Annotated in this window: 19 protein-coding genes and 1 other annotated feature; of the genes, 7 read left to right on the top strand and 12 right to left on the bottom strand. The window is 68.7% G+C overall.

Translation table 11 applies throughout. The features are described from left to right. Complete coding sequence (locus SPDO_RS06025; protein ID WP_088366576.1) at positions 1–1,248, bottom strand: putative DNA modification/repair radical SAM protein; 1,248 nt, start codon at positions 1,246–1,248, stop codon at positions 1–3. A 77-nt stretch (positions 1,249–1,325) separates the two neighbouring features. Between SPDO_RS06025 and SPDO_RS06030 the strand changes: the two genes are divergently transcribed. Beyond that, positions 1,326–2,579: a hypothetical protein gene (locus tag SPDO_RS06030; protein WP_245829229.1), complete on the top strand. Its 1,254-nt coding sequence runs from the start codon at positions 1,326–1,328 to the stop codon at positions 2,577–2,579. Here SPDO_RS06030 and smc read toward each other — a convergent pair. From smc to SPDO_RS06045, 3 genes are read right to left on the bottom strand one after another with little or no spacing between them, the layout of a single operon-like run. After that, the gene (gene smc / locus SPDO_RS06035) at positions 2,521–5,916 is read right to left on the bottom strand and encodes a chromosome segregation protein SMC (protein WP_088366577.1); all 3,396 of its coding nucleotides are present in this window, start codon (positions 5,914–5,916) and stop codon (positions 2,521–2,523) included. The two genes, SPDO_RS06030 and smc, sit on opposite strands and share 59 nt — an antisense overlap. Before the next feature lie 47 nt (positions 5,917–5,963). Continuing rightward, on the bottom strand, positions 5,964–7,544 hold the full coding sequence (locus SPDO_RS06040) for an acyl-CoA dehydrogenase family protein (RefSeq protein WP_088366578.1): 1,581 nt from the start codon (positions 7,542–7,544) through the stop codon (positions 5,964–5,966). Further along, on the bottom strand, positions 7,544–8,755 hold the full coding sequence (locus SPDO_RS06045) for an acetyl-CoA C-acetyltransferase (protein WP_088366579.1): 1,212 nt from the start codon (positions 8,753–8,755) through the stop codon (positions 7,544–7,546). The genes SPDO_RS06040 and SPDO_RS06045 overlap by 1 nt, the downstream gene beginning before the upstream one ends. Before the next feature lie 373 nt (positions 8,756–9,128). Beyond that, positions 9,129–9,184 (top strand) — a sequence feature (sul1 is cis-regulatory element that is thought to sense ions involved in sulfur or methionine metabolism; They are found in Alphaproteobacteria). Between the two features lie 80 nt (positions 9,185–9,264). Here SPDO_RS06045 and SPDO_RS06050 point away from each other — a divergent pair. Next, positions 9,265–10,743, top strand: coding sequence for a SulP family inorganic anion transporter (locus SPDO_RS06050; protein ID WP_211280008.1), 1,479 nt, complete (start codon positions 9,265–9,267; stop codon positions 10,741–10,743). A gap of 131 nt (positions 10,744–10,874) precedes the next feature. Here SPDO_RS06050 and ispG read toward each other — a convergent pair whose 3' ends face one another. After that, positions 10,875–11,999, bottom strand: a complete 1,125-nt coding sequence (gene ispG / locus SPDO_RS06055) for a flavodoxin-dependent (E)-4-hydroxy-3-methylbut-2-enyl-diphosphate synthase (protein WP_088366581.1) — start codon at positions 11,997–11,999, stop codon at positions 10,875–10,877. 70 nt (positions 12,000–12,069) lie between these two features. Between ispG and SPDO_RS06060 the strand changes: the two genes are divergently transcribed. Genes SPDO_RS06060 through SPDO_RS06080 form a run of 5 tightly spaced genes read left to right on the top strand, consistent with a single transcriptional unit; the run spans position 12,070 to position 16,550 of the window. After that, on the top strand, positions 12,070–12,600 hold the full coding sequence (locus SPDO_RS06060) for a DUF1993 domain-containing protein (RefSeq protein WP_088366582.1): 531 nt from the start codon (positions 12,070–12,072) through the stop codon (positions 12,598–12,600). Positions 12,601–12,645: 45 nt separating this feature from the next. Then, a complete protein-coding gene (locus tag SPDO_RS06065) occupies positions 12,646–13,809 on the top strand; it encodes an acyltransferase family protein (RefSeq protein ID WP_088366583.1) in 1,164 nt (387 codons plus the stop codon). A 39-nt stretch (positions 13,810–13,848) separates the two neighbouring features. Then, a complete protein-coding gene (locus tag SPDO_RS06070) occupies positions 13,849–15,018 on the top strand; it encodes an acyltransferase family protein (protein ID WP_088366584.1) in 1,170 nt (389 codons plus the stop codon). 16 nt (positions 15,019–15,034) lie between these two features. Further along, the gene (locus SPDO_RS06075; protein WP_088366585.1) at positions 15,035–16,018 is read left to right on the top strand and encodes an isoaspartyl peptidase/L-asparaginase family protein; all 984 of its coding nucleotides are present in this window, start codon (positions 15,035–15,037) and stop codon (positions 16,016–16,018) included. A 1-nt stretch (position 16,019) separates the two neighbouring features. Then, positions 16,020–16,550, top strand: coding sequence for a DUF1697 domain-containing protein (locus SPDO_RS06080; RefSeq protein WP_158212155.1), 531 nt, complete (start codon positions 16,020–16,022; stop codon positions 16,548–16,550). Positions 16,551–16,773: 223 nt separating this feature from the next. On the opposite strand, the gene SPDO_RS06085 is transcribed toward SPDO_RS06080, so the two are convergent. From SPDO_RS06085 to flgK, 7 genes are all read right to left on the bottom strand, one after another. Next, positions 16,774–18,162, bottom strand: a complete 1,389-nt coding sequence (locus SPDO_RS06085; RefSeq protein ID WP_088366587.1) for an HlyD family type I secretion periplasmic adaptor subunit — start codon at positions 18,160–18,162, stop codon at positions 16,774–16,776. Between the two features lie 3 nt (positions 18,163–18,165). Further along, a complete protein-coding gene (locus tag SPDO_RS06090) occupies positions 18,166–19,893 on the bottom strand; it encodes a type I secretion system permease/ATPase (protein ID WP_088366588.1) in 1,728 nt (575 codons plus the stop codon). Beyond that, positions 19,890–21,188 carry a TolC family protein gene (locus SPDO_RS06095; RefSeq protein ID WP_088366589.1) on the bottom strand — a complete coding sequence of 433 codons (1,299 nt, stop codon included), beginning with the start codon at positions 21,186–21,188 and terminating at the stop codon, positions 19,890–19,892. Before SPDO_RS06095 ends, SPDO_RS06090 begins: the two co-directional genes overlap by 4 nt. A 358-nt stretch (positions 21,189–21,546) precedes the next feature. After that, positions 21,547–22,452: a flagellar motor protein MotB gene (locus SPDO_RS06100; protein WP_088366590.1), complete on the bottom strand. Its 906-nt coding sequence runs from the start codon at positions 22,450–22,452 to the stop codon at positions 21,547–21,549. Then, a complete protein-coding gene (motA, locus tag SPDO_RS06105) occupies positions 22,453–23,316 on the bottom strand; it encodes a flagellar motor stator protein MotA (protein WP_088366591.1) in 864 nt (287 codons plus the stop codon). It lies immediately after the preceding gene. Between the two features lie 100 nt (positions 23,317–23,416). Next, positions 23,417–24,310: a flagellin N-terminal helical domain-containing protein gene (locus SPDO_RS06110; protein ID WP_088366592.1), complete on the bottom strand. Its 894-nt coding sequence runs from the start codon at positions 24,308–24,310 to the stop codon at positions 23,417–23,419. Then, positions 24,310–25,647, bottom strand: coding sequence for a flagellar hook-associated protein FlgK (gene flgK, locus SPDO_RS06115; RefSeq protein ID WP_088366593.1), 1,338 nt, complete (start codon positions 25,645–25,647; stop codon positions 24,310–24,312). Before flgK ends, SPDO_RS06110 begins: the two co-directional genes overlap by 1 nt. Between the last annotated feature and the right edge of the window lie 2 nt (positions 25,648–25,649).

Genomic DNA, 25,649 nt, shown 5'->3' on the forward strand with positions numbered 1-25,649 from the left:
TCAGGCGGCGAACAGCTCCAGCTGCTGCTTTTTTGGGGCGACCAGCGGCTTCAGCTCCGCCTTGTCGGTCAGCGCGACAGGGCGCCAATCCTCCGCTACGATGAACGGCCGGATCTTGGCGATCGACACCGTCAGCCGCGCGACATCGTCAAGCCGCAGCTTGCGCCAGCGCCGGCTGGTCAGGATGTTGGCCACCGCCTTGGTGCCGAGGCCCGGTACGCGCAGCAGCAGTTCCTTTGGTGCGCGGTTCACGTCGACGGGGAAGGTGTCGCGGAACTTGAGTGCCCAGGCGAGTTTGGGATCGATGTCGAGCGGGAGCATGCCCGTTGCATCGTCTGCCGCGGCGAGCACCTCCTTGGGTTGGAAGCCGTAGAAGCGCATCAGCCAGTCGGACTGGTACAGCCGGTGCTCGCGCATCAGCGGCGGGCGCTGGAGCGGCAGCACGGCGGACGCGTCGGGAATTGGGCTGAACGCCGAATAATAGACGCGGCGCAGCTCGAACCGATTGTACAGCGTCGCGGCCTTGGTGACGATATCGCCGTCGGTCGCCGCATCCGCCCCGACGATCATCTGCGTCGACTGGCCGGCGGGGGCGAAGGTCGGCGCAGACTTGTAGCGCTTCTTGGCGTCGCGCGTGTCGATGATTGACGATTTGAGCCCGCCCATCGCGCCTTCGATGCGACCATTGTCCTTTTCCGGCGCAAGCCGCTTCAGACCACCGACGGTCGGCAGCTCGACGTTGATCGACATGCGGTCGGCATAGAGTCCAGCCTGGTGGATCAGCTCGGGATCGGCGTCGGGGATGGTCTTTAGGTGGATATAGCCGCGGAAATGGTGATCCTCGCGCAAGCTGCGCGCGACCTCGACCAGCTGCTCCATCGTATAATTGGACGAGCCGATGATGCCCGACGAGAGGAACAGCCCCTCGATATAGTTGCGGCGGTAGAACGACAGGGTGAGGTTCACCACCTCCTTCGCCGTGAAGCGCGCGCGGCGGACGTTGGAGCTCTTGCGGTTGATGCAATAATGGCAGTCGAAGATGCAGCTGTTGGTTAGCAGGATCTTCAACAGGCTGATGCAACGACCGTCGGGGGCATAAGCGTGGCAGATGCCCATACCCTCAGTCGAGCCGAGCCCCTTACCATCGCGCGAGTTGCGCTTGGCCGTGCCCGATGAGGCGCATGACGCATCATATTTTGCTGCATCTGCAAGAATTTCCAGCTTTTGCCTGACATCGAGCTGCGCCATCTGTTCTATATAAGTTCCGCACTGCCCGATGTCGACCTGCGATCGACGCTGTCACAATCCATCGCTATCGCCCCATCATGAATCTGCGTCGGTTCGACACGGTCGGCCCTTACCTGCTGCTGCTCGCCACCTGTGTCGCGGGCTGGCTGTTCAAGGCGCATTGCGGCGCCTCGTGGACGGGCGACGAGCAATATATCACCGGCTGCTATTCGGATGCCTTGCCATTCTGGGGGCTGCGCGGCGTCGCAGCTGGGCAGCTGCCTTACCTGGAGGCGCGAATCGAATATCCGGTGCTGACGGGCGCGCTGATCTGGCTGGAAGGGATGGTGGTGCGCACGATCGGGGGCACGCGCGGGGACGCATTCGATTTCCTGCTGGTGGTTTCGATGGTCAACGCGGCGCTCGCCTTCGCCGTGCTGTGGCTTATGGAGCGCGCGCGGGTTCCTATTGTGCGGCGCTGGTGCTGGGCGGGAGCGCCGCCGCTGATCCTGTACCTGGGGCATAATTGGGACATGCTGGCGGTCGCACTGGCGGTCGCGGCCTTTCTGGCGGCGCGGCGGGACGAAGCGATGAGCGCCGCGGCACTGGCGGCGATCGGTACGGCGGCGAAGCTGTTTCCCGTCCTGCTGCTGCCGCTGCTTGGCCTAAAGGCGCTATTCCGCAGCGGTGACGGCTGGTTGCGACGCATCGGATCGGCCGCCCTGCTCGCGTTGGTGGCGATCGCATTCTGGGCGATGCTCAACGCGCCCATCGCGCTGCGCGCCTTCGATAATTGGAGCGAGTTCTACACCTTCAGCCGCGAACGCGGCGGCACGGCGGCGGCGGTGTGGGAAATCATGGCGACGCAAGGGTGGTGGGCCAGCGACATCGCCACGCGCAACCTGTGGTCGTTCGTCATCTTCGCCGGTGGTGCGGCGGCGATCGTACTCATCGGCTGGCGGCGGCATGGCGACGCGCTGTGGGTGCTGTTCACCCCGGTGCTCGCCTGGTTCCTGCTGACCAACAAGGTCTATTCGCCGCAGTTCGACCTGTGGCTCTACCCGTTCCTGCTGCTCACGTCGCGCCGGCTGTGGCCGGTGGCGTGGTTCGTGGTCGGCGACCTGGCGGCCTATTGGGCCGAATTCTGGTTCTTCGCCTCGCCCGGCGGCGCAGGTATGGGGGTAACGCAGGAGCATATCGCGCTGGCTGCGGCGTTCCGCGCGGCGGCGATGCTGTGGATGGTCGTCGATATTGTGCGCCACCCGGCGCCTGAATGGATGGTCGCGCCGTTGGTCACTCCGCGGCGAGCAACGTCTCCGCGGCTTGAAGGTCGACCGACACCAGCCGGCTGACGCCGCGCTCGATCATGGTGACTCCGAACAGGCGGTGCATCCGGCTCATCGTGACCGCATTGTGCGTGACGATAAGGTAGCGCGTTTGCGTCTCACGGCTCATCCGGTCGAGCAGGTCGCAGAAACGCTCGATATTCGCGTCGTCGAGCGGTGCATCGACCTCGTCCAGCACGCAGATTGGCGCGGGATTGGTGAGGAACAGCCCGAAGATGAGCGCAACGGCGGTCAGCGCCTGTTCGCCGCCCGACAGCAGGGTGAGCGACTGGAGCCGCTTGCCGGGCGGCTGCGCCATGATCTCCAGCCCCGCCTCCAGCGGATCGTCTGAATCGATCAATTCGAGATGCGCCTGTCCGCCGTTGAAGAGCGTGGTGAAAAGGCGGCTGAAATGACCGTTTACCGCCTCGAACGCAGCGAGGAGCCGTTGACGACCTTCGCGGTTCAGCGTGCCGATCGAACCGCGCAGGCGGTTGACGGCGAGGCCCAGCTCCGCGCGTTCGGCGGCATTGCCGCTCGCGCCGGCCTCCAACTCGGCAAGCTCCTGTTCGGCGACGAGATTCACCGGTCCGATCCGCTCGCGGTCGCGCATCAGCTTGTCGTGAGCGGCGGTTTCCTCCTGCGGCGCGCCAACGGCGGCACTGTCGAAGCCGATCTTCCCGGGAAGAACGGGGGCGGGACATTCAAACCGTTCGCCCGACACGCGGCCAAGCTCGACGCGGCGAAGCTCCTGGTTCTCGGCGCGCGCGGAGGAACCGGCGCGCGCCTCGCGTGCTTCGGCCAGTGCTTCGCCAGCGCGGCGGGCGGCCTCCTCGCTCTGGCGAAGGGCGGATGCGGTGGCGCGCTCGGCGGTGGCCAGTTCCTCTGCGGTTCGCCGGGCTGCCTCATGCGCGGCGTCGGCATCGGCAATGGCGGCGGCGAGTTCGTCAGGGCGCGCGGCGATGGCGACGGTCTCTGCGGCAATCTCCGCCTCGCGCTTGCCCATGTCGGCGATTCGGCGGGCGGCGTCACCGGCCCGGGCGCGCCAGCTCTTCACATCGGCCTGTGCTGCGGCGAGGCGCGCGCGCGCGTCTTCCCCGGCGCGCTCGGTCGCGGCACGCGCGGCGCGTGCCTCCGCGACGGCAGTGCGCCGGTGCTCCGCCTCGCGCTGGAGCGTGGTGACGCTGGCGGCGGTGGCGCTGGTTTCGGGCAGCGCGGCGAGCGATGCGGCGGCGGCTTGATGATCGCGTGCCGCCTCGTCGCGCTCGGCGACGGTTCGGGCGGCGCGGGCGTCGAGGTCAGCGCGCAGCCCCGCCAGTCGTTCGATCTGCGCGGCGGCGCGGTCCTGCCGGGTGCGGGCGTCGCGCGCGGCAGCGTCGGCGCGGGCGAGTTGTTCGCGGGCGGTGCGGGCGGCGGTGCGCGCATTAGCGATCGTCGCTTCTTCGCGGGCGAGATCAGCCTCGGCGGCCTGCACCCGCGCGTCGGCGGCAGGGCGCGCCGTGTCGATTGCGGCAAGGCGGTTCAGCCGTTCGAGCCGCTCGGCGGCCGCAGCGCCGCTTTGCTTCGCAACATAGCCGTCCCAGCGGCGGAGCTGACCGGCGCGGGTCACGAGGCGGTCGCCGGGCGCGAGCGGGCGCTGGTCGTCGGTGTCGAGGACGATGATGTGCGCGAGCCGGGGAGCGAGAAGTGGTGGCGCGGTGACGTGGTGGATGAGGCGATCGGACGACGCGCTTGTACCTTCACTCGCGGCGGCGGGATCCGACCAATAGGCATTGGCTTGCTTGTCGAGACCAACCTCAAGATCGTCGCCCAGTGCGGCGGCGAGCGCGCGTTCGTAGCCGGGGGCAGCGCGGACGTGATCGAGCAGGCGATCGCGGCCCTTGCGCTCGGTGGCGCGGCGCAGCGCGGCGGCCTCGCTGTCGAGCGCGGCGAGATCGGCGCGGGCGGCGGCGCGGGATGCCTGCGCGGCGTCGCGGGCGGTGAGGGCGGCGCGTTCCGCTGCTTCGGCTTCGGCCTGGGCTGAGCGAGCGGCGTCGGCCTGCTGGAGCGCGGCGGCGAGCTTGGCGGCGGCGGTGTCGCGATCGCGTTCGTGTGGGGCGGCGTCACCGAGCGCGGCGCGTTGCTGCGCGACCTGCGCCGCCTCGCGCTCGGCGCGGTCGAGGCGGGTGCGGGCGGCGGTGGCGGCGGCATGGGCGACGCGGGCGTCGGCGGCTTCGGCGGCTTGTCGGGCCAGCGCCTGGGCGAGCGCGACTTCGGCGTCGCGGGCGTGGCGTTCGGCGTCGGCGAGTGCGGTGTCGCGAGTGGGGAGGTCGGCGGTGGCGGCTGCGATGGCGGCTTCCAGCCCCTTGCGCTCGGCATCGAGCCGGGTGAGTGCTTCGGCGGCGTCATGGGCGAGGGCGCCTTCGCGGGTGCGGTCGTCGGCGATGCGGGCGGCGGCCTGGGCGAGCTCGGCGAGGCGGCGGCTGGTGGCCTGTTCCTCGGCGCGAAGGGTGGCGAGCTGGTGGGCGATCTCGCTGCTCTGGTCACGCGCGGCGAGGGCGGCGGCGCGTGCGGCGGCGAGCGTTTCGGTGGCCTTGGCCTGCGCGGTCGCGGCCTGTTGCTGGAGAAGATTGGCCTCGCTCACGCGCACCTCGGCCGCCGCCGCTTCAGCCTTGGCCAGATCGGCGGCGGCTGCTGCTTCGCGCCAGCGGGTGAAGATCATGCGCGCCTCGGCAACGCGGATCTGGGTGGAAAGGAGGCGGTATCTTTCCGCCTGCCGCGCCTGCCGGCGGAGCGCGGCGGCGCGTGTCTCCTGATCGGAGATCACTTCGTCCAGCCGCAGGAGATTGGCCTCGGTCGCGCGCAATTTCTGCTCGGCGTCGCGGCGGCGGACGTGCAAGCCCGCGATGCCGGCGGCTTCCTCCAGCATGGCGCGGCGGTCGGCGGGCTTGGCGGCGATCACCGCGCTGATCCGGCCCTGGCTGACGAGCGCCGGCGAATGCGCGCCGGTCGCGGCATCGGCGAACAGCAGCGACACGTCCTTGGCGCGCACATCCTTGCCGTCGATGCGATAAGCACTGCCGGCGCCGCGCTCGATGCGGCGGACCACCTCTGTTTCCTCGCCGTTCACTTCGGCGAGGAGCGACACCTCGGCGAAGTCGCGCGGGGGGCGGGTGGCGGTGCCGGCGAAGATCACGTCCTCCATGCCGGCGCCGCGCATCGATTTCGCGCTATTCTCGCCCATGGTCCAGCGCAGCGCCTCGAGCAGGTTGGACTTGCCGCAGCCGTTGGGGCCGACGACGCCGGTCAGCCCCGGCTCGATGCGCAGGTCGGCGGGATCGACGAAACTCTTGAAACCCGAAAGGCGAAGGCGCTTGATCTGCACGGCCGCGCCGTCTTGGCGCGATCAGCGGGCCGGAGGCAAGAGGCGTGTCAGTTGCGTGCCGCGACCAGGCCGCGGGCGATCACCTGCGCCTGGATTTCCGCCGCACCTTCGAAGATGTTGAGGATGCGCGCGTCGCACAGGATGCGGCTGATCTCGAATTCCAGCGCATAGCCGTTGCCGCCGTGGATCTGGAGGCTGGCATCGGCATTGCTCCACGCGGCGCGGGCGGCGAGCAGCTTGGCCATGCCGGCTTCGATATCGCAGCGCTTGCCCGAATCCTTGGCGCGGGCGGCGGCATAGGTGAGCTCGCGCGCGGCGATGAGATCGACGAGGCTCATCGCGAGTTTGTCGGCGACGCGCGGGAAGTGGATGATCGCGCGGCCGAACTGCTTGCGATCGAGCGCGTAGCTCAGGCCAAGCTCGAGCGCGCGGCGAGCGACGCCGACGGCGCGCGCGGCGGTCTGGATGCGGGCGCCCTCGAAGGTGCGCATCAGCTGCTTGAACCCCTGACCCTCCTCGCCGCCGAGCAGCGCGTCGGCGGGGGCGGCCATGCCGTCGAAGGAAAGCGCATATTCGCGCATCCCTCGATAGCCGAGCACATGGATCTCGCTGCCCGACATGCCGGAGGCGGGGAAGGGATCGCCATCGGTGCCGCGCGGTTTGGGGACGAGCAGCATCGAGAGGCCGGCATAGCCCTTTGCATCCGGCAGCGTGCGGGCGAGGAGGGTCATGAGGTCGGAACGGCTGGCGTGGGTGATCCACGTCTTGGCGCCGTCGATCCGCCAGCTATCACCATCGCGGCGGGCGCGGGTCTGGAGCGAGCCGAGGTCGCTGCCGACATCGGGTTCGGTGAAGACGGCGGTGGGCAGCACCTCGCCGCTGGCGATGCGGGGCAACCATTCGGCCTTTTGCGCCTCCGTGCCCGAGCCGGCGATCAGCTCACCGGCGATTTCCGAGCGGGTGCCAAGCGAGCCGGCGCCGATCCAGCCGCGCGACAATTCCTCGGTGACGATGCACATGACGAGTTTCGACAGGCCGAGGCCGCCGTAAGTGTCGGGGATGCAGACGCCGAACGTGCCGAGGTCGGCCATGCGCGCGACCGTCGCGTCGGGGATCAGATCGTTGGCGAGATGCCAGCCGTGCGCGTGCGGCAGGACTTCCGTATCGGTGAAGCGGCGGAACTGGTCGCGGATCGCGTCCAGCTCCGTGTCGTGGAGCGTTTCGCTGGGCCATTCGCCGGCGGCGAGCCGATCGACCAGCGCGCGGCGGTCGGCGGCGGCGTCGTGGTCGAGGAGGTCGGCGCAGGCGGCCGCCAGCGTGCGGGCGGCGGCGGCGAGGCCGAGGTCGGCGGGGCGGAACAGCTCGTTCTGGCCCATCGGCAGGCCACCGACGAGCTGGGCGATGCTTTCCCCGAAGGCGAGGCGGGCGACGAGGGCGTTAACGTCCCCTGAGTTGCGATCCGCCCAGTCGGCCACCGCCTCCAGCGCTGCGACTGTCGTGGCGACCCAGGCGAAACCGTGGGCGGCGCGCTGCTCGCTGTCGATCGGCGCGGCATCGAGCCGGGCCGCGAGGGCGGCACGGGCGTCGTCGCGATAGCGTTGCGCCGCCGCCAGTGCCGCCCTCAGCATCAGGCGCGCTCGAAGACCGCGGCGATGCCCTGGCCGCCGCCGATGCACATCGTCTCCAGCCCGTAGCGGCCGTCGCGGCGGACGAGTTCGCGCGTCAGATTGGCGAGGATGCGGCCGCCGGTGGCGCCGATCGGGTGACCGAGCGAAATGCCCGAGCCGTTGACGTTGAGGATGTCGTTCCGGCTGTCGTCCTTGCTCCAGCCCCAACCCTTGAGGACGGCGAGCACCTGTGGCGCGAACGCCTCGTTCAGCTCGACGAGGTTTATATCGTCCCAGCCGAGGCCGTTGCGCGCGAACAGCCGCTCGACCGCGGGCACCGGCCCGATGCCCATGCGCGAGGGATCGCAGCCGGCGGCGGCCCAGCTGTGGAACCAGGCGATCGGCTCCAGACCCAGTTCCTCCAACTTGTCCTCGGCGACGACGAGGCAGGCGGCGGCGGCGTCATTCTGCTGGCTGGCATTGCCGGCCGTGACGACGCCGCCTTCGAGTGCGCGCAATTTGCCGAGCGATTCCAGCGTCGCGTCGGGGCGGTAGCCCTCGTCGCGGTCGAAGACGATCGCCTCGCCCTTCTTCTGCGGTACCGAGACGGGGACGAGCTCGTCGGCGAACAGGCCCTTTTCCCAGGCGGCGGTGGCGCGCTGGTGCGAGCGGACCGCATAGGCGTCGGCCTCCTCGCGGCTGATGCCGTAATCCTTGGCGAGATTCTCGGCCGTCTCGATCATGCCGCTGATCACGCCGAACCGCTCGACCGGCTGCGACATGAGGCGGCCGCGGGTGAGGCGATCGTGGATGGTGAGGTTGCCGGCGCGCACGCCCTTGCGGATGTCGGTGGTGTAGTGCTCGACGTTGGACATGCTCTCGCAGCCGCCGGCGACGACGACGTCGCTGACGCCGGTCTGCACCATCATCGCGGCGTCGATCACGGCCTGAAGGCCGGAGCCGCAGCGGCGATCGAGCTGATAGCCGGGCACCTCGATCGGCAGGCCGGCGGCGAGCCATGCCCAGTGGCCGATCGCCGGTGCCTCGCCATTGCCGTACCCTTGCGCAAAGACGACGTCGTCGACGCGGCTCGGATCGATCTTGGTGCGCTCCATCAGCGCCTTCAGGATCGTGGCGCCAAGCTGGCCCGCGGTGAGCGAGGAGAGGCTGCCGCCGAACTTGCCGACGGCGGTGCGGATCGGGGCGACGATGGCGGCGCGGCGGAGGGTCATGGGGTCTGCTCCTGCAAAAAAGCGGAGACGCGACTGGAGGTGACCGGCGCTCTCCTTGTTGGATTTTGGCCTACCGGATGGCCGGGGCGGTTTCAACTGTGCGGATTGTTATTCAGCGGGCTGAAAGGGCGTGGTTTGTTCTGCGAGACTTCTGCGGAGTGCATCGCGTCATGCCGGGCTGGTCCCGGCATCCACCGTGCCGCAGATCCTTAGGTGTTGAGTGTGTGGAACAGTGGATCCCGGCACAAGGCCGGGATGACGCGGTTGGTGGGGCGGCGGGAGCAATTCGCGGTGGCCTCGTTATGCCGGGATGGGCCCGGCATGGCGGCGACTTGCGCAAAGGCACCATCTTTGACTATGAGGCGCGCATTCGCATGGACCCGGTGCAAGCCCGGGTGGCTATCCCGGCCGCTGATCCGCCGGGCAACCTGCACAGATCTGATTGTTCTGCCGCCTGCCTTCTGCTGCGCGCGGCTGTCTGTGTTGCGTTCAACAGGTTTCCACTATTCATGCTTTCTCGTTTCCGAACTGAATGGTTCGCTGGCGCCGGCGATGTGCGGCGCGAGGCGCTGGCCGGCATCGTCGTCGCGCTGGCGCTGATCCCCGAGGCGATCGGATTTTCGATCATCGCCGGGGTTGATCCCAGCGTCGGCCTGTATGCCTCGGTGGCGATCGCCATCGTCATCTCGTTCCTTGGCGGGCGGCCGGCGATGATCTCCGCCGCCACCGCTGCCGTTGCGGTGGTGGTGATCCCGCTGGTGCGCGATCATGGTGTGCCGTATCTCTTTGCCGCGACCATCCTGATGGGCGTGATCCAGATCGCCGCGGGGCTGCTGCGGCTCGACCTGCTGATGCAGTTCGTCTCGCGATCGGTCATCACCGGCTTCGTCAACGCGCTGGCGATCCTGATCTTCATGGCGCAGCTGCCGCAGCTGACCGGTGTGACGTGGCATACCTATGCGATGGTCGCGGCGGGGCTGGCGATCATCTACCTGCTGCCGCGCGTGACGAAGGCAGTGCCGTCGCCACTGGTGGCGATCGTCGTGCTGGCGATCGCCAGCATCGCGATCGGCCTGCCGGTGCGGACGGTGGGCGAGATGGGGCGCCTGCCCGAGGGGCTGCCGAGCCTGGCCTGGCCCAACGTGCCGCTGACGCTCGACACGCTGCGGATCATCCTGCCCTATTCGCTGACCATGGCGGCGGTGGGGCTGCTGGAATCGCTGCTGACGGCGCAGATCGTCGACGACATGACCGATACCGACAGCGACAAGCGGCGCGAGTGCATGGGGCAGGGCGGCGCCAACATGGTCGCGGCGCTGGTCGGCGGCATGGGCGGCTGCGCGATGATCGGCCAGTCGGTGATCAACGTGACGTCGGGCGGGCGCACGCGGCTGTCGACCTTTATCGCCGGCGCGTTTCTGCTGTTCCTGCTGGCGGTGCTCGGGCCGATCGTGGGGCGCATCCCGATGCCGGCGCTGGTCGCGGTGATGATCATGGTGTCGATCGGGACGTTCAGCTGGAATTCGATCCCGAACCTGCGCCGCCATCCGCCGACGTCGTCAGCGGTGATGCTGGTGACGGTCGCGGTGGTGGTGGCGACGCATGATCTGGCGCAGGGCGTGCTGGCGGGCGTGCTGCTGTCGGGCATCTTCTTCGCGGGCAAGGTGCGGCGGATGTTCGCAGTGGTGCGCGACGAGGACGGCGATCGCGTGCGCTATCTGGTGAGCGGCGAGATCTTCTTCGCCTCGGTCGATCGCTTCACGCGGGCGTTCGCAGCCGAAGACGGCCGCGCGGTGACGATCGACGTGTCGGCGGCGCATTTCTGGGACATTTCGGGTGTTGGCGCGCTCGACAAGATCGTCGCGCGGCTGCGGCGCGATGGGTCGGTGGTCGAGGTGATCGGCTATAATCGCGCGAGCGCCGATTTGATTGACCGCTTTGCGCTGCACGACAAGACGGGGGTAGAGCTGGGCGTCGTGCCGCATTGAGGGCGTAGTGCGCCTCGTGCCGGACTGGTCCTGGCATCCACCGTGCCGCTTGTTCAACGCCTGTTGTGCTCGCGGAAGAGTGGATGCCGGCACGAGGCCGGCATGACGGTCTTGATTCGGTGCGCGGCTTTTTACTCGGCGGCGACCTTTGTCGCCTCTGAAGCCGCTTCGATCTCGGCGGCCTTGGCCTCGACCAGGCGGACGATGTGGTCGATCATGCCTTCGTCCTGCACGACATGGTCGGTAATGCCCGACAGGTACACCATGTGCTTGCCGTTGCCGCCGCCGGTGAGCCCGATGTCGGTCTCGCGCGCTTCGCCCGGGCCGTTGACGACGCAGCCGAGCACGGAGAGCGACATGGGGGTGCGGATGTGCTGGAGCCGTTCCTCCAGCGTCTGCACGGTGCGGATCACGTCAAAGCCCTGCCGCGCGCAGCTCGGGCAGCTGACGACGCGCACGCCGCGGTTGCGGATGCCGAGCGATTTCAGGATCTCGAACCCGACGCGGACCTCTTCTTCGGGCTCGGCCGAGAGCGAGACGCGGATCGTGTCGCCGATGCCGTACCAGAGGAGCGAGCCAATGCCGATCGCGCTCTTCACCGTGCCGCCGACGAAGCCGCCCGCCTCGGTGATGCCAAGGTGCAGCGGGCAATCCACCGCCTCGGCGAGCTGTTGATAGGCGGCGACGGCGAGGAACACGTCCGACGCCTTTACCGCGACCTTGAACTCGTGAAAGTCGCGGTCCTGCAGCAGCTTGATGTGATCGAGCGCCGATTCGACCAAAGCCTCGGGGCAGGGCTCGCCATATTTTTCGAGCAGGTCCTTTTCGAGGCTGCCGGCGTTGACCCCGATGCGGATCGCGCAGCCGTTCGCCTTGGCGGCGTTGACCACTTCGTTGACGCGGTCGGCCGAGCCGATGTTGCCCGGGTTGATGCGCAGGCACGCGGCGCCGGCGTCCGCCGCCTCGAGCGCGCGCTTGTAGTGGAAATGGATGTCGGCAACGATCGGCACGCGCGAGGCGCGCACGATCTGCTTTAGCGCGGCGGTGGATTCGACGTCGGGGCAGCTGACGCGGATGATGTCGACGCCGGCATCCTCGCAGCGGCGGATCTGGTCGATCGTCGCGCGTGCGTCGTCGGTCGGCGTATTGGTCATCGTCTGGACGGTGACGGGTGCGTCGCCGCCGACGGGCACGTTGCCGACCATGATCTGGCGGCTCGCGCGGCGGTGGATATCACGCCAGGGGCGTAGGGACATGGGGGGCTTCCTATCGGCTTTGCCGTCGATATAGCGTGTCGCAGTTATAAACGAAACGTGGGGCAGGACGATGACACTTTCGCTGTACGATGCGGTAATCCCGTCGAACATCCAGATCCTGGGCGCGATCGACCGCCTGCTGGACAAGGCGGAGGCGTTTGCGGCGGAAAAGGGCAGGAGCCCGGCCGAGCTGATCGACGCGCGGCTCGCGCCCGACATGCTGCCGTTCGGGTATCAGGTGAAATCGGTGGCGGAGCATTCGATGGCCGCGATCGAGGGCGTGCGCGGGGGCAATTTCTCGCCCAGCATGGCGCCGTGGCCGACCGACTTCGCCGGCCTGCACGAGCGGATCCGCGGCGCGATCGCGGCGTTGGAGGGGATCGACCGGGCCGAGTTCGACGCGCTGGCCGACAAGGACACGCAATTCTCGATGGGCGAGATGCGGATGCCGTTCACCGGCGGGCAGTTCCTGCTCTCCTTCTCGCAGCCCAATTTCTATTTCCACGCCACCACCGCCTACGGGATCCTGCGCGCGCAGGGCATGAAGATCGGGAAGCGGGATTTCCTTGGCGCGCTGCGGATGAAGCGGGCGGCGGCGTAAGCCGGCAACCTTTCGTTACGGATGATGCTGCTATAGCGGCGGGCAATGGACAGGTCCGTGCCCGCCATGCGTCATTATGGGCTTGATTGGCTGCGGATCGGCGCGTTCGCGCTGCTGATCGTCTATCATGTGGCGATGGTGTTCGCGCCGTGGCCATGGGTGGTGAAATGGCCGCAGACCTTTCCGGCGCTGATCGTGCCGATGGCGCTGCTGACGCCGTGGCGCATTCTCCTCCTGTTCGTCGTGTCGGGCTTTGCCACGCGCCGGCTGCTCGCGCGGATGCCGTCGCTTGGCGAATTCGCGCATCAGCGCAGCCTGCGACTCCTGGTGCCGCTCGCCTTTGCCATGCTGGTGCTGCTGCCGCCCGAATTGTGGGTGCGCGTGCGGCTGGCGGGCGACCCGGACGGGCTCGCGGCCTATTGGCTGGGCGATTACTGGAGCCCGATCGTCCATTACGGACGCAGCTTCCCGACCTGGGAGCATATGTGGTTCGTCGTCTACCTGTGGGCGTATACCATGGTGCTCGCGGCGCTGCTGAAGGCCGGTGGCGCGGGCTGGATCGATCGCGCGGCGGCATGGCTGTCGGTGGGGCATCGGATCGTCTGGCTGCCGATCCTGGTGCTGGCGGGCGCGAAGATCGCGCTGATGTTCGTGGTGCCCGAAACGCAGGGGCTGTTCACCGACTGGTCGGGCCATGCGGTGAACCTGCCGCTGTTCCTGTTCGGCTTTGCGCTGGGCGGCGCGCCGGCCTTGTGGCGGGGAATAGCACGCCATTGGCGCGGCGCGGCGATGATCGCAGCGGCGAGCGCGCTTGTCGTGACCTGGGTGGAACTGCACTACCAGGGCGCCGCCGTTCCCGGCCATGCGATGATGGCGGCGGACCGCGCGGCGCGGCTGGCGATGGCGTGGGGCGTGATCGTTTCGCTGCTGCGGCTGGCGGATACGGTGCTCAACCGCGATCACCGGCTGCGCGCGTCGCTCGCCGAAGCGGTGTTCCCGGCGTACATCGTCCATCATCCGGTGCTGGTGGTGCTGGCCTGGGCAGCGCCGGCGGCGGGTCTGAGGGCAGGGGCCGGATTCGTGTTCCTGCTGAGCGCGACGGTCGCGGCCTGCGCTGCCTGTTACCTGATCGGGCGCGACATCGCCTGGCTGCGCCCGCTGATCGGCCTGGCGCCCGCGCGACCCGCGCCGGTGCGGCAACTGGCGTAGCCGTATCTCCCCGGGCGGGTATCTGCTAGGCGCGCAGTGATGCAGCGGCACTTTGGCCTCGACTGGCTTCGCATCGGAGCCTTCGCGATCCTGATCCTCTACCATATCGGCATGGTGTTCGTGCCGTGGGGGTTTCACGCGAAGCTCGCCGCCGAGCAATGGGTGACGGTGCCGATGATGCTGTCGAACCCGTGGCGGCTGTCGCTGCTGTTCCTCGTCTCTGGCTACGCCAGCCGCGCGCTGTTCGTGCGCCACACGGGGCCGTGGCCGTTCATCCGCAACCGCACCGCGCGGCTGCTGATTCCGCTCGTCTTCGGCATGGCGGTGATCGTGCCGCCGCAATCCTGGGTCGAGCTGGTGACGCAGCACGGCTATGCGCGCGGCTTTCCGGCATTCTGGACGAGCGACTATTTCGCCTTTGCGCGGCTGGACGGCATCTTCCTGCCGACGTGGAACCACCTGTGGTTCGTCGCCTATCTGTGGGTTTACACATTGCTGTTCACCGTCGTTCTGACGGTGACGCCGCGGGGTGTGAAGGCCGCGGCGCAGCGGCTGTTCGATCGGCTGTTCGGCGGGGTGGGCGCGCTGATCCTGCCGATGGCGTGGCTGATGCTGGTGAGCGGGGTGCTGTTCCCCGGTGCGCGCGAGACGCATGAGATGTGGGGCGACTGGGTGGCGCACGCCTCCTATTTCCCGATGGTCGTGCTGGGCTACGCGATGGCCGGCAGCGAGCGGATGATCGCGACCTTTGCGCGCTGGTGGAAGGTGACGGCGCTCGCCGCGCTGCTGGCGTTCCTCACCGTCGCGACGATCCAGATCGTCTTTGCCGGCTATCGCGTGACGCCGCGGCCGTTCGGCACGATCTTCAGCCTGGCGCGCGGGGTGCAGGGATGGATGACGATCGCGGCGCTGATCGGCGTGGCGGAGACGTTCTGGAACCGCGACCATCGCTGGCGCCCGATGCTGACCGAGGCGGTGTTTCCGTTCTACATCATCCACCAGACGATCATCGTGGTGGTGGCGTACTGGCTGCTGCTCGCGCGCCTGCCGCTGGTGCTCGACTTCATCATCCTGGTGGTGGCGACGGTGGCGGGCTGCTGGGCCTTCTACCTCGGCGGGCGGCGGGTGGCGTGGCTGCGCCCGCTGATCGGCCTGCGGCTCCATCGCAAGCGCGCCGACATTCCCGATTCCCGCCCCGCGATTGTTTGAACCTAAAAGGATTATCATGCGCCTGATCCTGCCATTGCTCGCCGCCCTTCTCGCCACACCCGCGGTCGCGCAGGAGACACCGCGCTGGTCGCTCGCGATCCATGGCGGGGCGGGGGTGATCGAGCGCGACAAGCTGTCGCCCGAGCAGGACAAGGCGATCCGCGCGGCGCTGAACCAGGCGCTGAAGGCGGGGTCGGCGGTGCTGGAGAAGGGCGGCAGCGCGATGGATGCCGTCGAGGCGACGATCCACGTGCTGGAGGACGATCCGCATTTCAACGCCGGGCGCGGCGCGGTCTTCACCTGGGAGGGGCGCAACGAGATGGACGCAGCGATAATGGACGGGCGCACCCGCGCGGCGGGCGCCGTCGCTGGCGTCACCGCGACGCGCCATCCGGTGAGCCTGGCGCGCGCGGTGATGGAGAAGAGCGATCATGTGTTCCTCGCCGGGACCGGGGCCGATGCGTTCTCGCGCGAACAGAAGCTGGAACAGGCGGACGCGAGCTGGTTCGCGACGCCCGAGCGGCGGCAGCAGCTGGAGACGCTAAAGGCCAAGAAGCTGTCGGCGATCGACGTGGACCACAAATACGGCACCGTCGGCGCGGTGGCGCGCGATGCGAACGGCCATGTCTCGGCGGCGACCTCCACCGGGGGCATTACGGGCAAGCGCTGGGGCCGGATCGGCGACGCGCCCGTAATCGGCGCGGGCACCTATGCCGACGATCGCGCCTGCGCGGTTTCAGCCACCGGATCGGGCGAATATTTCATCCGCGAGGGCGTGGCGCACGAGATCTGCGCGCGCATCCGCTTCAAGGGCGAGAGCCCGCAGGTCGCGGCCGACACGGTGATGGCGGAGGTTGGCGCGATGGGCGGCGACGGCGGGGTGATCGTCAACACGCCGTCGGGCGCGACCGCCTGGAGCTACAACACGCCGGGCATGTACCGCGGGCGGGTGAGCGCCGGCAGCGCGCCAACCGTGGCGATCTATCGCGACGAGCCGTAAGGTGGCGGTGGGCAAGCACATCGCCCTGCTGCGCGGGATCAACGTCGGCGGGCATCGCCGCGTGCCGATGGCCGAGCTGCGCGCGCTGGCGACGGGGGCCGGCTATGGCGAGGTGCGCACCCATCTGGCGAGCGGCAATCTGGTGCTCGCCAGCGATCAGCCGCCGGAGGCGGTGGAGCAGGCGCTCGAGCGGCTGATCGCCGAGCGTTTCGGCTTTGCGGTCGACGTGGTGGTGCGATCGGCGGCGCAGTGGCGCGGCTATCTCGACGCCAATCCCTTCGTGGAAGAGAGCGAGCGTGCGCCCAATCTGGTGATGCTGTGCATCGGCAAGCAGCCGGCGAGTGATGCGCACGTGAGCGCGCTGCAGGCGCGCGCCGGCGAGAACGAGCGGGTGGTGCAGCAGGGCGAGGCGCTTTGGCTGTATTTCGGGGACGGGGCGGGGCGATCGAAGATGGCGGTCGGCCCGGCGACTGGCATCTGGACCGCGCGCAACGTGCGCACGGTGCGCAGCCTGGCGGAGATGGTGGCTTAGGAGCCGACCTAGGCCGGTTGAAGCTTCTTTTGGCCGAGATCAACGGCGGGGCCGCTGCGACACTCACGCCGTCATGCCGGGCTGGTCCCGGCATCCACCGCGCCGCACGCTCTAAGCTGTTGATCGAGCGGAACAGTGGATCCCGGCACAAGGCCGGGATGACGAAAGTCATGGGGCCAAGCCGCGCTGCACTAGCCCTATGGCCGGGCGGCGCGGCGCAGCGTCATTCGCGGAAGGCGCGTTCGGACAGGCGGGTGATCGGCGTCAGGATGTATTGCATCACCGTGCGCGGATCGCCGAGCAGGTTGATCTCCGCCGTCATGCCGGTGCCGATCGGCAGCAGCTTGCCCGTGCGGCGATCGAGCAGCCCCTTAGTGTCGGTGCGCACGAAGACGTTGTAATAGCTCATCTGCGCGCGTTCATCGACGATCGCATCGGGCGAGATCGACTCCACCTTGCCGTCGATCCAGCCGTAGATCGAGCTGTCATAGGCGGTGATGTTGATGCGGGCGTGCTGGCCGGTGCGCACGCGGGCGATGTCCTCCGGCCGGATGCGCGCCTCGACCAGCAGGGTGTCGCGCGACGGCGAGATTTCGGCGATCGGTGCGCCCGGCGAGATCGCCGCGCCGACGGTGGTCACCAGCACGCGGTTGATGCGGCCGGCGAGCGGCGCGCGCACAATAGTGCGCTCCACCCGTGCGGCGAGCGCGGGGAGGGTGGAGGCGCGGGCGGCGAGATCCGCCTGCGCCTTGGCCAGTTCGTCCGCGGCCCGCGCGCGCCAGTCCTGGCGAGCCTGCGCGAGGCTCGCATTGGCTTCGGTGACGCCCGCCTGCGCGCGCGCGAGCGAAGCACTGGCCTGCGCGGCCTCGCTGGCGGCGACGCTGGCGGCGCTTTCCGATTGGGTGAGCGACAGGCGCGGCTCGATGCCCTTCTCCACCAGGGGGCGCATGGTGGCGAGCTCGGCCGCGCGCGCCTCGCGGGCGCTCTGCCGGGCGCTCAGCGCGGATTGCGCCTCGGCCACGGCGCGGTTCGCCTGCACGCCGCGGGCGCCATAGGAGCCGGTGATGCCGGCGAGTTCCTGCATGCGCGCGGCGTGCAGCGCCTTCTCGATCTCGATCTGCTCGGCCACCGCGGCGTTGGTGGCGGCCGGATAGACCGGCTCGCGGCCGAGCACCTCGGCCTTCAGCCGCGCGATCTTCACCTGCAGCGCGGCGGTCTGCGCCTCGCCCGAACCGAGCTCGCCGCCCGTCGCAGTCGGATCGAGCCGGACCAGAGGCTGGCCGGCGTTCACCATCTGCCCGGTGCGCACCAGGATTTCCTGCACCACGCCGCCTTCGAGATTGGAGACGGTCTGCAATTGCGAGCTGGCGATGACCCGGCCCGAGCCGCGCACGGTGCGGTCAAGCGTCGCCCAAGACGCCCAGACGACGAAGATCACGAAAAAGGCGAGGATCGACCACAGCAGCAGGTTCGACGCCTGGCGCGGTTTGATCCGCTCGGCGATCTCCTCCAGCCGGGTCTGCTCGCCGGGCACCGGCGGGCTGGTGAGCGGCGTGGCGGTGGCGGCAGCAGCAGCGGGCTGGGGGACGGGGGTGGTGGAAAGCTCGGACATGGATCAGGCCACCTTTGGCCGGGTGAGTTGCTGCATAACCTTGTCGCGCGGGCCATCCATCGCGATCTGGCCGCGCTCCATCACGATGATGCGCTGGACGAGCTGAAGCAAGGGCGGGCGGTGCGTGACGAGCACCATGGTGCGCCCCTGCACCTCGCTTTGCAGCCGCTCGATCAGCGCCTGTTCGGTCTGCGTGTCCATACTGGCGGAGGGTTCGTCGAAGATCAGCATCGGCGGCTTGCCGGCGAGCGCGCGGGCGATCGCGATCGACTGGCGCTGGCCGCCCGAGAGCCCCTCGCCGCGATCGGCGAGCTTGAGGTCGTAGCCGTTGGCGATCTGACCCATGAACTGGTGCGTGCCGGACAGGGTGGCGGCGCGCAGCATCTCGGTATCGTCGATGCCGGGGCGGCCGAGCATGATGTTCTCGCGCACGCTGCCGGTCATCAGCACGCTGTCCTGCATCGCCACGCCCATCTGTGCGCGCAGCGTGGCGGGATCGAGCTGGCGCAGGTCGGTGCCGTCGATCATCACCAGGCCGTCGGCCGGCGGATAGAGGCCGAGGATCAGGCGGGTGACCGTGGACTTGCCCGAGCCGACCCGGCCGAGCAGCGCCACGCGCTCGCCCGGCTCGATGCTGAACGACACGCTTTGCAGCGCCGGCTCCGACGCGCCGGGATAGCGGAAGCTGACGTTGCGGAACTCGATCTTGCCGTTGAGCGCGGCGATCTGCAGCGGCTCGCCCGCCGGCCCTTCGCTCGGCTGCTCCATCATGGCGTTGATCTGGCGATAGGCGGTGCGCGTGGCGGACAGGCGGCCGAGCAACTGCGAGATCGTCGCCAACGGCGCGATCGCGCGGCCGGCCAGCAGCGAGCAGGCGATGAGGCCGCCCGAGGTCAGCTCGCGCGCCGCGATCAGGTTCACGCCGACGATCACCACCCCGGCATAGCTGATCGTGCTGGCCGAGCCGGCGACGGTGATCGCGATGCTGGAGATCAGCCGCTGGCGCAGCGAGGATTCGGATTGCTGGCGCACCGCGCTCAGCCAGCGGCGCGTGAGCATCGGGCCGGCGCCCGACGCCTTTACCGTTTCCATCCCGCCGATCGTTTCCACCAGCACCGACTGCTTCGACAGCCCTTCGCGCAGCGTGCGCGCGGTGAGCCGTTCCAGCGCCGGATTGCTCGCCCAGGCGGTGAGCAGCACGACCGGGATGATGACCAGAAGGACGATCACCACCTTGCCGCCGATCGCCCAGATCACCGCCACCGTCAGGATCAGGAACGGCAGGTCGACCAGCGCGGACATGGTGGCTGAGGCGAAGAAATCGCGCAGGGCCTCCAGCTCTCGCATCAGGCCGGCCAGCGCGCCGGTCGAACCCTTTTTGTGATCGAGCCGGATCGCCAGCAGCTTGCGGAACACCCGGTCGCCGACCTGAAGGTCGATGTCGGCGCCGGCGATGTCGACGAAATACGACCGCAGCATCTTCAGCACGAAATCGAAGACGATGACGATGCCGAAGCCGATCGACAGCGCGACGAGGCTGGACATGGCATTGTTGGGGATCACGCGGTCATAGACGACCATCGAGAACAGCGACGTCACCAGCGCGAAGATGTTGATCAGCACCGCGGCGGCCGCGACCTTGATATAGGTCTGCTTGTTCTCGAGCATCGGCTCGAGCAGCCAGGGCGCAAAACGCTTCTTGGGATCGGGGACGAGCGTATGGTCGCTCATGGCTGGCGTCCTTGGGATGGATCGGTGATGCCGAGGGTGGGCAGCAATTGCCCCGTGCGCGAAAGCAGGACGTAGCGCGAGGCGTCGAGCTCGGTGACGGCCTGGAGATAGCCGACCGCCGTTTCGAAATAGCTGTCTTCCGCGCCGATCACGTCGAACAAGGTGCCGGAGGCGACGCGGAACCGCTCCGCAATGGTGTCGCGCGAGCGGCGGCTGGCGAAATAGGTCGCCTCCAGCGCGCGGCGCTGCTCCTCCAGCGCCTGCACGTCGGACCAGGCGATCTCCGCATCGCGCGCGGCCTCGATCGAGATGCGGTCGGCGCGTGCCTCGGCCGAGCGCGCGCGTGCCTGCGCCTGCTGATCGCGCTGCTCGATCCCACCCCACAGGCGCTGCCGCAGGGTGAGCCGGGCGCGCACGTCATAGTCGCGCGGCGTTTCGTAGATGCCGTAGCGGCCCGAATCGATGCCGGCGCTGAGCGTCGGGAGCCGATCGGCGCGGGCGGCGCGAGCGTCGGCGCGCGCGGCATCCGCCGACGCCCGCGCCGAGCGGACCGCCGGCACGTCGACGGCGCGTGCGACCGCCAGATCCTTGCTCACCGTCGCCTGGCCGATGAACGGCGCGCGCGCGAGCCCCGGCGGTGGGGGCGTGCCGGTCAGCGATTCGAAGCGTGCGGCGGCCTGCGCCTCCAGCCGGCGGAAGCGGGCGAGCCGCGCGTCGGCGGAGGCGATATAGCTGTCGACGCGCGCGATATCCGCCTCGGCCGATGCGCCGCGGCGGATGCGCTCCTCCACCATCGCGCGCAATTCGCGCTGGCTGTCGGCAAAGGACGTGGCGAGCGCGACCAGCGCGCGATAGGTGAAGACGTCGTACCAGGACGACAAGGTGGTGAGCGCGATCCGGTCCTGCGCGCCGAGAATGTCGGTCTCGGCGGCGTTCAGCCGGTTGCGCGCGGCGCCGATCCGCGCGTTGGCGGCCCCGCCGTCGAGCAGCAGCTGATCGACCGTCAGCAGCTGATCGGTACGCCGACCGGGGCGCGCCTGTTCGATCACGTTCTCCGGATTGTTGCCGAAGTTGCGCGAGAGCACCGCATAGCTGGTGATGGTGACGTCGACAGTGGGGCGGCGCACCGATTTGGCCTCGCCCAGCGCGGCATCGGCCTGATCGCGGTTCGCCTCGGCCTCGGTCGCTTCGGGATTGCGGGCAAGCGTCTCCTCGACGATGCGCTGCAGCGTTTCAACGGGCGCGGTGCGGCGGGTGAGGGCGAGGAGCGGATCATCCTCGGCGCGGATGGCCATCGGATTACCGGTATGGCCGGGCAGGAGCGGCGCGGCGGCTGTGGGTGCCGGATTCTGAGCCGCCGGTGGCGGGGGCTGGGTCGCCGGTGGCGGGGTCTGGGCCGGGATTTGAGCCGCTGGGGCGGTGCCCTGCGCGTTGGCCGCAAGGCCGGGCAAGCAGGCAAGCGCCGCGCCCGCCAGAAGCGTTGCCGCGGCCTGCGCCCGTGCTGCCCTCAGGAATACCGGCCTTGCAACAATCGGCCGTGAAAACACTGGTGAAATCACACATCCCCCCCGGGACAAGACTTCACCCCCTAAACGTTGCCGTGGCCCGCGCCAAGTATCTCACACGCGCGGCAAAATATTCATTTTGGCGGTTTTACTGCCCGAATGCGCCTTCGCGATACAGAAGGGTAATGGCGACCCGGCGATTGCGCGGGTCCATCGGATCGGCGGTGATCATCGGTTCGCGATCGGCCACGCCCTCGATGCGGTAGAAGCGCTGTTCGGGGATGCCGCCCTGCGCCAGTCGCCGGCGGGTCGCCTCGGCGCGCGCGGTGCCCAGCATCCAGTTGTTCATCGCGCGCGGGTCGCCATAGGGCAGGCTGTCGGTATGGCCGCGGATCATGATCGGATTGGCGGTCGCGCGGATGCCCTCGGCCACCATGCCGATCAGCGCGGACGCGTCCTTTTCCAGCGTCGTGGTGCCGAGCGCGAACATCGAATAGTTCGCGTCGTCCACCAGGTCGATGCGCATGCCGTTGGGCGTCATGGTGAAGCGGATGTGCTTGGCCAGCGCGGCAAGCGACTTGCGCTCGCGCAGCTGGCGCTCGACCTTTTCCTTCAGCTTCGCGAAGTTCTTGCGATCCTCCGCCGCTATCGAATCCGGGCTGCGCAGCGATCCCTTCTTGCCGGTGCCCATCTGCGTGCCGCCCGACCCTTCCGCTTTCGACACGATGGTCGGCATGCGCGAATTGCCGTCGTTGGGCCCGGTCTTCTGGTCGGACGTCACCGACTGGCCGCCGAGCAGCCCCGAGCCGCCGATGCCGAGCGACTTGGTGTTGAGGATGGTCGGCGCGAAATAGTCCGCGACGCCCTTGCGCTGCTTTTCGGTGGTGGCGCCGAGCAGCCACATCAGCAGGAAGAACGCCATCATGGCGGTCACGAAATCGGCATAGGCGACCTTCCACGCGCCGCCGTGATGGCCGCCGTGACCCTCGATATAGACCTTCTTGACGATGATCTTCGGGGGCTGGTTGCTACCGTGGGGCGCGCGCGCGGCCACTTATTTGCCCCTGAGGCCGTCGAACACCTCGGCAAAGCCGGGCTGGTTGGTGTGGGCGATGCCCGAGCGGGCGGCCTCGATCACCAGCGGCTGCGGGTGGCCGTGGAGCGAGGCGATGATGATCTGCTTCACCACGTGATAGATCGCGGCATCGGCATCGATCACCTGCTTCAGCCGCGAGGCGAGCGGGCTGACGATGCCATAGGCGAGCAGCACGCCAAGGAACGTGCCGACCAGCGCGGAGCCGATCATGCCGCCCAGGATGGCGGGGGGCTGGTCGATCGAGCCCATGGTCTTCACGACACCCAGCACGGCGGCGACGATGCCCAGCGCGGGCAGCGCATCGGCGAGCGAGGACAGCGTCGTATGCGGCCCTTCCACCTCGTGATGGTGCGTCTTGATGGCGTTATCCATCACATCCTCGACCGCGTGCACGTCGAGCGTGCCCGAGGAAACGACGACGAGGCGCAGCGTGTCGGCGATCAGGTTCACCAGCGTGTGATCGGCGACGAGCTTGGGATATTCGGTGAACACCGCGGAGGACTTGGGATCCTCGACATGCGGCTCCAGCGCGATGGGGCCGTCCATGCGCAGCATCTTCATCAGCTTGCTGACGAGAAAGATGACGTCGAGATAATCCTGCTTCTTGTACTTCGGGCCCTTGAACACCTTGGCGAGGCCGCCGCCCATCGCCTTCAGCTCCTTGCCCGAATTGCCCATGATCAGCGCGCCGGCCGCGGCGCCGCCGATGATCAGCATCTCGTGCGGGAGCGCATGCAACACGGGGCCAAGCGCGCCGCCCGTGAAGGCAAAGCCGCCGAAAACCATGGCAATGAGAACAACAAGGCCGATGGCGGCGAACATGCTTATCCCCGGAAAATACGTCGTGTCCGATCCATCAAACGACCGAAAGGACAGGATTTTTAGGGTTTAATCGCCGCCGGCTGACCGGCTGCGGGCGGCACTATCGAAGATAGTCGAACAACGAGAGGCTGGAGAGCTTGGAAAAGCTCGCCTGCGTCGCCTGAAGGATCGTCATGGTCTTTTGCAGCTGAACGATCGTTTCGGTCGGGTCGGCATCCTCGATGCCGGCGCGCAGCACCTCGCGGTCGTCCGCCGCGGTTTTCAGCTGCGCGGCGAAAAGGTCGACGCGGACTTCGCGCGCACCCAGCGAGGCTTGGGTCGCGACGACCTGATCGGCCACCGTGCCCAGCGTATCCGCCGCATCTTCCGGCAGCGCCTCGCCCGCGCGCAGCGCCGCGACCATCGCGGTAATCGCGCTGCCGAGATCGGCCCCGTCCTTGGTCGCCAGGAATTCCTTGGCGTTGACCGTCACCTCGACGCGCTGCCCGTCGCCGAGCGGCATCGCCGCCGCCTTGCCCTCGGCAAAGCCCAGCGCGCCGGCGGCGCCCGGCGTCACCGCCGCGCCAATATCCTTGCCGCCGAACATCGGCATGCCGCGCGCGTCCTTGGCGTTCGCGAGCGTCACGATTGACTGGAGAATGCCCTCCAGTTCGGTGGCGATCGCCGCCTTGGCCGTATCCGAATTCGTGCCGTTCTTGCCCTGCAGCACCAGCTCGGAGGCGCGCTGCAGCCGCTCGGTCATCTGCGACAGCGTGCTGCCCGCCTGCTGGAGGCTGGCCTGCGCCAGCGTCACATTGGCGGCATCCTGCACGCCATCGGCGTTGGCGCGGTTGATCACCTGCAACCGCTGATAGCCGACGCTGTCGTCCGACGGCGCCAGCAGCTTCTTGCCGGTGGAAACCTGTTCGTTCAGCCGGTCGAACTGCGCCTGCAGCTTCTGCATCGACGCGGTGGACCGGCTGTAGAACAGCCCGGTGGAAACGTTGGTGGTCATCAGCGGATATCCAGCAGCGTCTGGAAGGTGTCGCGCGCGATCGAGATCACCTTGCTCGACGCCTGATACGCCTGCTGGAAGCGCAGCAGGTCCACCGCCTCGCGATCGAGATCGACGCCGGAGATCGCGTCACGCGCCATGATCGCGGCATCGTGGATCGCGGCCTGCGCATCGCCCACCACGCCGCGCGCCTGGATCGCGGCGGCATTGTTGGCGACGAGCGCGCCGAGGTTTCCTTCGAACCCGGCGGCGCCGCGCAAGGTTTCGAGTGCGGCGAGATTGCCGTTGCCGCGCGTGCCCTCGCCGGGCCGCGCCGCGGCGATGCCGCGCGGATCGTCCATCACCAGCGTGATGTCGGTCGGCGAGGCGCCGGCTGCGAAAAGCGGCTGGCCACCCGCGCCGTCCAGCGTCTGTCCGCCGGTCTGCACGTCATTGACGCCGGCCACGAAGCTCGTCGCCATCTCGGCCAATGAGGTGCGCGCGGCGGCGATCCGCTGCGCCCCGTCGACGATCCCGCCGAGCGTGCCGCCGCCCGGCGCCAGCATCGAGACGTCCGTGCCGTTCTGCACGGCGAGCGCCACGGTGCCTTCGGCGTTGCGGGCATAGCTGACGGTTGCGACCTGCGTGCCGCTGACCAGCATGGCGCCGCTACCGGTGCCGGCGCGCACGGTGGCGCGCCCCGCGGCATCGAAGCTGGCAGTCACGTCGACCAGCTGGCTCATCTTTTCGAGAATGTCGTCGCGCTGATCGGCGAGGTTCGCCGCGCCGGTGGTGTTGGCGCCGACGCGGCCGAGGCCATCGTTCACTTTCGCAAGCGCGGCCGACAGGCTGTTGAGATCGGCCACCGACTGATCGGCGGTTGCGTCCAGCTCGGCAGTTGCCTGGTTCAGCGCCGCGCCCGTGCTGCTGAACGCGCTGGCGAGCGAGCGCGCCTGTTCGATCATGGTGGCGCGCGGGGCGGTGGCGGTGGGATCGGCCGCGACGCCCTTTGCGGCGTTGAAGAAGGCGGAAAGACGGCTGTCGAGCCCCGCGCCGGTCAGCGCGGACTGCACGCGATCCAGCCATACGCCGCCCGCTTCGGTGCGCGCGAGATCGGCGCCGGCGGTGCGCACGGCCGCCGCCTTGAACTGATCGGCCGCGCGGGTGACGCCGGTGACGAACACGCCATAGCCCTGCGCCACGCCGCCGGTCTTGCCGAGGCTGACCACCTCTGCCGTCGACACGGTGCGGCGCGAATAGCCGGTCACCCCGGCGTTCGCGATGTTTTCCGACACCACGCCAAGGGCGGTCTGATTCGCGCGGATACCCGACGCGCCGATGGAAAGAAGGTCGCTCACCC

Origin of the sequence: Sphingomonas dokdonensis, from assembly GCF_002197685.1 — a bacterium.
Taxonomy (GTDB): Bacteria; Pseudomonadota; Alphaproteobacteria; order Sphingomonadales; family Sphingomonadaceae; genus Sphingomonas; species Sphingomonas dokdonensis.

Coding starts and splice junctions, on each gene's coding strand:
- SPDO_RS06025 (WP_088366576.1), bottom strand. CDS start 1,248: ATGGCGCAGCTCGATGTCAGGCAAAAGCTGGAAATTCTTGCAGATGCA.
- SPDO_RS06030 (WP_245829229.1), top strand. CDS start 1,326: ATGAATCTGCGTCGGTTCGACACGGTCGGCCCTTACCTGCTGCTGCTC.
- SPDO_RS06040 (WP_088366578.1), bottom strand. CDS start 7,544: ATGCTGAGGGCGGCACTGGCGGCGGCGCAACGCTATCGCGACGACGCC.
- SPDO_RS06045 (WP_088366579.1), bottom strand. CDS start 8,755: ATGACCCTCCGCCGCGCCGCCATCGTCGCCCCGATCCGCACCGCCGTC.
- SPDO_RS06050 (WP_211280008.1), top strand. CDS start 9,265: ATGCTTTCTCGTTTCCGAACTGAATGGTTCGCTGGCGCCGGCGATGTG.
- ispG (WP_088366581.1), bottom strand. CDS start 11,999: ATGTCCCTACGCCCCTGGCGTGATATCCACCGCCGCGCGAGCCGCCAG.
- SPDO_RS06060 (WP_088366582.1), top strand. CDS start 12,070: ATGACACTTTCGCTGTACGATGCGGTAATCCCGTCGAACATCCAGATC.
- SPDO_RS06065 (WP_088366583.1), top strand. CDS start 12,646: ATGGACAGGTCCGTGCCCGCCATGCGTCATTATGGGCTTGATTGGCTG.
- SPDO_RS06070 (WP_088366584.1), top strand. CDS start 13,849: ATGCAGCGGCACTTTGGCCTCGACTGGCTTCGCATCGGAGCCTTCGCG.
- SPDO_RS06075 (WP_088366585.1), top strand. CDS start 15,035: ATGCGCCTGATCCTGCCATTGCTCGCCGCCCTTCTCGCCACACCCGCG.
- SPDO_RS06085 (WP_088366587.1), bottom strand. CDS start 18,162: ATGTCCGAGCTTTCCACCACCCCCGTCCCCCAGCCCGCTGCTGCTGCC.
- SPDO_RS06090 (WP_088366588.1), bottom strand. CDS start 19,893: ATGAGCGACCATACGCTCGTCCCCGATCCCAAGAAGCGTTTTGCGCCC.
- SPDO_RS06095 (WP_088366589.1), bottom strand. CDS start 21,188: ATGGCCATCCGCGCCGAGGATGATCCGCTCCTCGCCCTCACCCGCCGC.
- motA (WP_088366591.1), bottom strand. CDS start 23,316: ATGTTCGCCGCCATCGGCCTTGTTGTTCTCATTGCCATGGTTTTCGGC.
- SPDO_RS06110 (WP_088366592.1), bottom strand. CDS start 24,310: ATGACCACCAACGTTTCCACCGGGCTGTTCTACAGCCGGTCCACCGCG.